The organism is Amycolatopsis sp. lyj-109, from assembly GCF_046548995.1.
Taxonomy (GTDB): domain Bacteria; phylum Actinomycetota; class Actinomycetes; order Mycobacteriales; family Pseudonocardiaceae; genus Amycolatopsis.
Genome location: NZ_JAJPWR010000067.1, coordinates 1 through 729, shown reverse-complemented (window position 1 = coordinate 729; position 729 = coordinate 1). Strand labels below are relative to the sequence as shown.

1 rRNA gene is annotated in these 729 nt (G+C 54.6%); it reads left to right on the top strand.

Annotated features, from left to right (window positions below):
• Window positions 1-103: 103 nt before the first annotated feature.
• Window positions 104-729 (top strand): 23S ribosomal RNA (locus tag ACLJQF_RS48840); the annotation flags it as partial.

Below are 729 nucleotides of genomic sequence, written 5' to 3'. Positions count from 1 at the left end.
CTGTTGGGTCCTGAGGCAACACGCCTCAGGGCTTCTGCCCTGAAACGTTGTGTGTTTCTGGTGTGGTGTTTGAGAACTGTAGAGTGGATGCGAGCATCTTTGTGGTCAAGTTGTTAAGGGCACATGGTGGATGTCTTGGCTTCAGGAGCCGATGAAGGACGTAGGAGGCTGCGATAAGCCTCGGGGAGCTGTCAACCGAGCTGTGATCCGAGGATTTCCGAATGGGGAAACCCAGCACCAGTGATGTGGTGTTACCCGCACCTGAATATATAGGGTGTGTGGAGGGAACGCGGGGAAGTGAAACATCTCAGTACCCGCAGGAAGAGAAAACAACCGTGATTCCGTGAGTAGTGGCGAGCGAAAGCGGAAGAGGCTAAACCGGTTACATGTGATACCTGTCAGGGGTTGTGTAGCCGGTGTTGTGGGACCCGCCTTGAAGGAACTGACATTTCTTCGGGTTGTTGTGCTGGTTAGTGGAACCGCTTGGGATGGCGGGCCGGAGTGGGTGAGAGCCCCGTACGCGAAAACCAGTTTCAAGGACCTTGGTGGTGTTCCCGAGTAGCAGCGAGCTCGTGGAATTTGCTGTGAATCTGCCGGGACCACCCGGTAAGCCTAAATACTTCCTGAAGACCGATAGCGGACTAGTACCGTGAGGGAAAGATGAAAAGTACCCCGGGAGGGGAGTGAAAGAGTACCTGAAACCGTGTGCCTACAAGCCGTCAGAGCCTT